4 protein-coding genes are annotated in these 6,425 nt (G+C 49.3%); all 4 read right to left on the bottom strand.

What is annotated here, in order from left to right; translation table 11 throughout:
- Positions 1-2,152, bottom strand: a 2,152-nt coding sequence (locus ACWA6V_RS15225; protein WP_449523292.1) for a bifunctional serine/threonine-protein kinase/formylglycine-generating enzyme family protein, incomplete at its 3' end; no start/stop codon positions are given.
- 85 nt (positions 2,153-2,237) lie between these two features.
- Entirely contained in the window at positions 2,238-3,104 is an 867-nt protein-coding gene (locus tag ACWA6V_RS15220; RefSeq protein WP_449523291.1) for a PP2C family protein-serine/threonine phosphatase, read from the bottom strand.
- Between the two features lie 143 nt (positions 3,105-3,247).
- Complete coding sequence (locus ACWA6V_RS15215; protein ID WP_449523290.1) at positions 3,248-6,166, bottom strand: insulinase family protein; 2,919 nt, start codon at positions 6,164-6,166, stop codon at positions 3,248-3,250.
- On the bottom strand, positions 6,163-6,425 hold a 263-nt coding region (locus ACWA6V_RS15210), incomplete at its 5' end, for a DTW domain-containing protein (RefSeq protein WP_449523289.1). The genes ACWA6V_RS15215 and ACWA6V_RS15210, both read right to left, overlap by 4 nt.

Below are 6,425 nucleotides of genomic sequence, written 5' to 3'. Positions count from 1 at the left end.
ATGAGTCGCACGCACTGCAGCACCTCGATATCAAACCGGAAAATTTGCTGTTGCAGCCGCGGCGGCAATTAGCGCGGCCGCTGGCTTCTTTCACATCATTGCCCCACCAGAATAATGAGTTGGTGTCTGCGCGGGCGACATATTCCCATTCGGACTCGGTTGGTAGGCGATACTTTTTGCCAGTAGTTTCACTCAGCCAGCGCACGTAGGCGCTCGCATCGTCAAAGCTCACATTGATCACCGGGCGATTGCCGCGCCCCCAGCGATTATCACTCGGTAACGCGCGATTAGTTGCCTGCGCGAACATATCGTAATCATCAAAAGTGATTTCGTATTTGCTCATCGCAAAGGGTTTGCTGATGGTGACTTTATGTACGGGCATTGTCAGTGGGTCATCTTTATTCCCCATAAAAAAACTGCCGGTGGGGATGCTTATCATCTCCGGGCCGTCGCTTTTTATGGAGGTAATTACCTGGCTGCTAATTTCATCGCCCGGTGCAATGCTTTCGGTTAGTGAAAATGACGGCGTTAGATCTTGATCGACAATATCAATCCAGTTGCGTTGTGTATCGTAACCCGTTTGGCTGACTTCAATGTGATAACGCCCGGCAGGCAACAGGATTCCCGGTTGATAGCGGTCAGGAATATTTAATATGCGTACACGCGCTTGCGCAGGTGAGGTTTTTACGGTGAGTGCATAGGTGATGAGTGGTGCGCTGCTGGACGAATCACCACTAATTATTGCATCGCTGCTGCTGGCTGAAGCAGTTGTGGTTATATCAATGGGTGCCGGTGTTGCTTCACTGGTTGTTGCCAGAGTTGCAGCGGTGTTTGCAGTTGCATCCTGTGTTATTGCATTTACCGCTGGGGTACTACTGGATTGCGCACTGCTTGATTCAGTTGCTGTTACAAGCGCAGGGTTTGACGTTGTTGCCTTGGGTAATTCAATAAAAAAATCGGCAGTAGCCAGTGCCAGTTTCCCAGTAACAGAAGCGTTTGCAGTGGCATTAGTCGTTTTGGCATACCAAATACTGTAGCCACACCAACCAATTATCATAACGCTTGCCGCTATGCCCAGTTTTGCAAAGGCTGCATTTTTTTGGCTAAAGGCTTTATGGATTTGGGTTTCAATTTCTGCCCGTACTGTCAGTGCGGGTGTGTGTTGTTCATTAAAAAAAATTTCAGTGATTTTGGTGGAGGGTCGCTGATAAAAACCCCTGCTCGGATTCCAACGCAATGCGCGAATTTTATTCCAGCGCCAACGCACGGCATTGTAGGTTGCCGATACAAGTGCGCGTGCCAAATTCATCACCGTAAGATCAGCCGGGTGGGTTACCGTTGTGCTGGGTGCACGATAATTTTTTTCCAGATCTTCGATTGCAGCAATTAAATCGCGCCCGCGCTGAAAGCGCTGCTCCGGATCTTTGGCTAATAATTTTTCCAGAATTTTCTGGTAAGCCAAATATTGCATGGGCAATTTGGGAATAGGTGCGCTGATATGTTTGAGTGCAATGGTAACGGCTTCATCACCTTGGTAGGGTAGTGTGCCAGTGAGCATTTCATAAAAGACTATGCCTAAACTGTAGAGGTCAGAGCGACCATCAACACTATTGCCTTTGGTTTGTTCGGGGCTCATGTAGTGCGGTGTGCCGACGACTGTACCTACATGAGTCATACGCGAGTTTGCGGCCAGGCCGCGTGCTACACCAAAGTCTGACAGCACTGCAGAATTATCAGCGCGGAACAAAATATTTTCCGGCTTGATATCGCGGTGGATGTAACCTTTCTCGTGTGCGTGATCAAGTGCGCTGGCAATTTCACGCGTTATACGCAGCACTTCTTCACCGCTTAACCCGGTGCTCATTTTGTCGTGCACTGAGCCGTTGGGCAGGTAATCCATGGCGATGTAATTTAAATCTTCATGGCGGCCGATATCGTAAATCGCCACAATATTCGGGTGCGACAATTGCCCTACAATGGTGGCTTCGCGCTGGAAGCGTTCACTAAACGCGGGGTCGCTATTGAGTTGCGGGTTCATTACTTTTAATGCGACAACACGCCCCACGCTGATTTGAATCGCGAGGTAAACTGTGGACATCCCACCCTGGTTAATTTTTCTTATCACCCGATAACCGGGAATATGCATTGCCATAACAAATCAGTATCTGTATAAAATTTTTAGTGTAATTTTTGCTACTGTGCGATGTTGTTAGAAATCGTACAGGTGTCGGAAATCGTTAAAAATGTACTACATAAACCAGGAGCCCCAAGAGTGATGCCAGTGCTGCGCCGAAAATCCAGGCATCGGTACCGGGTTTGCCGGTTAGATAGGGCACCCATTGCCATAAACCGTTGCGCGTGAAATTGTCGCGCAGGGGCGATTCGATAATTTGCAGTGTAATATTGTCCCGCCCTCCGCTGGTCAGTGCGGCGTGTAACAATTGATCCACTGCTGCTAAACAATCCTGTGATTCACATAAAATTTGCGCAATGGTTTTATCGCTGATTTCATCGGTCAAGCCATCGCTGCACAATAAAATCCACTGGTCTTTTTGCCACTGCTGCTCAACAACATCGACTTTAACCTGCGCCAATTCCTGCATCCCCAAGCATTGGGTGATGATATTTTTCTCGGGATGGAATTCGGCATCTTCAGGACGAATCACTCCGGTCTCTACCAACATCTGCACATAAGAATGATCGGTACTCAGTTGCTCCAGGCGTCCGCCATCGCGTGTGGGAGTCCACAAATAGGCGCGGCTGTCACCGACCCAGGCGACCTGGTATTTTTCGGAATTGCTTTTGAGTGCAACCACTGTGGAGCCCATGCCGGGCGCTCCTATGCCATGTTCGGCAGAAGTGAGGATGCTGGTGTGCGCGTGTTGGATGGACTCGAGCAGGGAGATGTTGGGATTGTCGTGTGTTTCGCGCTCAATGGTATCGCGCACAATGGCGCTAGCGACTTCGCCAGCTTCATGGCCGCCCATACCATCAGCAACTAGCCATAGCCCGTGTTCAGGCCGACTGAGGAAACAGTCTTCGTTGTTGTCGCGCAGTAATCCCGGGTGGGAAGCGGCGCTATATTCCAGCGGGCTGATGGTCATAAGTGTCGGCAGGTATCAATGCAGCTTATTGTAGAAATTGTTGTGCAATTCGTTATCGAGCAATACTAGATGACTTTAGAGGGGAAAACTATGTGGCCGGGGGAAAACTATGCACCCCGGCACACTTGTTTACAGGTTGTTACTTAACAAGTCTTGAGCGTGAGCCCCATTTTTTCTGCCAACTCTTTGTGACCGGCGTGCGTGACTAGCGCGATGCTGGCTTTCTCTGGTACCAAGTAGGTATTAGCCACGCGTTTCAGATCGGCAACTGTGACGGCCAATACGCGATTGCGGAACAGCTCGCGTTTCTCGCGTGTGCGGCCAAACAATTCTGCTTGGTAGGTCGATTTGGCCTCACCGGCAGGCGAGCCGGGTTTGTCGATACTGCCGATAACACCAAGAATGGCTTCTTCAACGGATTGCCATTGGTGATCCGTTTCCTGCAGCCATATCAATGAATCATCAAAATCCTTTAGCGTTTCGCTCAAGCGTGGATCGCGATAGGAGTAAAAACGGAACGCAGCGCTGTTGCTGTCCTGGCTTGCGCCGCCGCCGTAAGCGCCGCCTTGTTCGCGAATCGCGCGATGCAAATAGCCGTTGCGCAAAAAGCCGCCGAGTACAGTAAGTGCTGCCGCATCCGGGTGTTCACTCGGCACAGTGGGATAAGCTTTAGCGCAGAAATTTACCTGGGTATTGGCAATCCAGGCTTCGCGAATCGTTTCGCTCACGGGGGCAAGGTCAAATGATGCGAAATCTGTGTGGGTTGTTTCATTTGGCCAGCGCGCTTTCAGATCATCGCGATAGCTATCCAGATGTTCCTGTTCACCGACAATTAAAAATTGCTTGGGTGCTTGCAAAACCAATTGATGAATTGCGTTTAATTGCGCTGCAAAATTGGCGAGATTTTTTTCATCGTCGAGCGAGTTGTCGAGCGTTTTAACGGCGGCAATACCTTCGAGTCCGCCCAGCTGGTGCGATACCTTGGCGGCAGGGCTCATGCCTGCACAGGCGGCGGTCATTGCCAGGCTGTGGCCGTGGCCAGTAATGCTCTGCTCGCGGCGCGCACGGTTTTGTGCAATTAATTCACGGATGCGTCCTAGCTCATCAAAACGGACATTTAACAGCGTGTTCTTCATCAAATCATTCATCGCTGCGCTGTTGCGGCTCAATGCTTTGGAGGAGAGCGTTAAATAGGCATCGATTTTTTGTACATCATCGCCTGCACCGCGAATGCTGCTAAACGCATGGATTGAACCGACCACTTCGGCTTGCCAGCGTTGGTTGGCTAAATAATCTTTGTCGCCCGCACCTAATTCGGTTAGGCAAATACTGTAATAGGGCAGTAGGCTTATTTGTTCATCGGTTAGCGCGGGCAATTTGCACGTAATTTGCTGGTACACCAAGCCATTGGTGCCAGCGCTATAACGGCGCAATGGAAAGTTGTGAAAACTCTCGTGGCTGCCAGCGGTGTAATGCAAATTTGCAGGAATATCTTCCAAGCCGACTTTGGGCAAAATGCTTTCGTCGTCTTGTTGCAACTGGCGCTCTTGCAAAGCGTGAGAGCGCGCGATAATGATTTGTTTTTCTTCATCACTCAAGCTGGCTTTTAATTGCGCGAGTCGCGCAATTTCGGCAGCTTGAATGCGGCCATTCATTTTCAAATCCGGGCGCATAGTCAAACGTACGCGGTGCGGGTTATCCAGCAACCATTTGCGTACGGTTTCCTGAATAAAGTGTGGGTTCTGCGTTTTAAGGCGCAAATTTTCCAGTGCGGCATCCATATCCAGCAATGCGATAGGATCGCCGCGATGGGTTGCTGAAGTTAAGCCCGTCAAGATCAACTGCAATCCATAAGGGTAGCCATCGCCACCAACTTCACGCTGCGAAAGTTCAAGCTGGTGCAGTGATGCTTCAATTTGCTCTTGCGGTACACCTTCATCGGCGACTTTTTGCATGATGTCCAAAATCATCGCTTCAACTTTTGCTGCGTCTTCCAAAGTACAGCCTTCAAGGCCGCACACAAATGCCATTTCGCGCGATGAGTCATCCAGCCCACAGAGTGGTGAGGGCGCTTGCCCCAGTTCACTGGTTTCCAGCGCTTGCTGTAATGGCGAGGCGCTGTTGTCGAGCAAAATATTGGAGATCAATTGCGCTTCCAGCGATTCATCCAGATTAGTGGTCTTGCCTAACAACCAGGAAACGACAACATGGTTTTTATGTTCGATATCCTCTGCATCATTTTCATCAAGCGGATAGGCTTCTTCTACTGCAACTGGTGCGTGGTAGCGTTTTTCATCACCAACGCTAATCACTTCATCCAGTTTTTCAAATTTGCTTAATGCTTGGGTTTCAAATTTTTCTTGATGGGCTGCTGCGGGAATATCACCGTAGGTCATAAATATCGCATTGCTGGGGTGATAGTGGGTGCGATAAAAATCCTGCAGCTGTTGATAAGTCAAATTGGGGATATCTTCCGGCTCGCCACCGCTGTTGTAATGATAGGTGCTGGTGGGGTAAAGATATTTGCAGAGTGTATGCCACACCTGTGATGAGACTGAACTCATCGCACCTTTCATTTCATTAAATACCACACCTTTAAATACCAAATCAGAATTGGGGTTATCCGCTTCAGCAAATTCAACGCGATGGCCTTCTTGCGCAAAATCCAATTCATCCAGACGCGAGAAAAATACCGCATCCAAATAAACATCAAGTAGATTATTAAAATCTTTTTGGTTTTGACTCGCAAACGGATAAGCCGTCCAATCGGAACTGGTGAAGGCATTCATAAAGGTATTAAGCGAGCGGCGCACCATCATAAAAAATGGATCGCGCACCGGGTATTTTTGGCTGCCGCAGAGTGCGGTGTGTTCCAGAATATGGGCGACCCCTGTGGAGTCGTGTGGAACCGTACGCAGGGCGACGAGAAAAACGTTTTCATTGTTGTCGGCAGCCAAATGAATATGTTGTGCGCCAGTCACCTTGTGGCGGTATTCTTCAACACGGATTTTTAACGCATCGATAGTTTGGCTGCGCAGTAATTCAAACGTTGGATAACTCATAGGTGTGGATTTCTCTCATCGGGAGCAAAGGGATTTTGTAAGTCATGCTGAACATAATTTGGGGGAACAAACGCGCTTTGTTGTGCAACGAACAGACCCATTGCGGTCAATAGCGGAGCATAGTCCACTTGCTGTTGTTCCAGTTGCCGTAGAGCGTAACAACTTGCCTCCAGCGTGGAAAGCAGATTTTCGCTATGCGCTTTGTGGATTTTGTAAATGGATGTCGGTGTTTCCGTCAACATCATCCGGGGCAGGCTCT

The sequence above is a fragment of the Cellvibrio sp. genome (assembly GCF_053579595.1).
Note: the sequence above shows the minus strand (reverse complement) of the source record. Positions and strands in the feature narration are given on the sequence as shown.